We start from the raw sequence: 401 nt of genomic DNA on the forward strand, positions 1-401 counted from the left end.
AATGCCTTGGTTGGTGCTATGGCAACACTCGGTGTTGGTCTAGGCATTCGTGAGCTTGCTGAAACAGCAGACTCGTATACCAATCTGTCAGCACGAATTAACATTGCAACCAGCGAGGGTGGTAATTTTACCCAAGCTATGGCGGGTGTTCATCAAGTTGCATTGATGACAAATACAAGTCTTGATGCTACTGCTGGCCTATTCACAAAAGTGAATGATGTTGGTAAGCAGATGGGGATGACCCAGCAGCAGAGCTTGGATCTAGTCAAAACCATTAACATGGCGGTACAAACTGGTGGTGGATCAGCGCAAGCAAGTGAAGCTGCAATTGTACAATTAACTCAGGCTTTGCAATCTGGCGTACTTCGCGGTGATGAATTTAACTCAATCATGGAGCAAGC

General features: G+C 46.1%; 1 protein-coding gene. It reads left to right on the forward strand.

Going from position 1 to position 401, the window contains the following annotated elements; genetic code table 11:
- The coding region (locus OKC24_RS19930; protein ID WP_265466317.1) for a tape measure protein at positions 1-401 on the forward strand (401 nt) is incomplete at both ends.

It is taken from the genome of Acinetobacter entericus, from assembly GCF_026168575.1.
In the GTDB taxonomy this organism is placed as follows: Bacteria; Pseudomonadota; Gammaproteobacteria; order Pseudomonadales; family Moraxellaceae; genus Acinetobacter; species Acinetobacter bouvetii.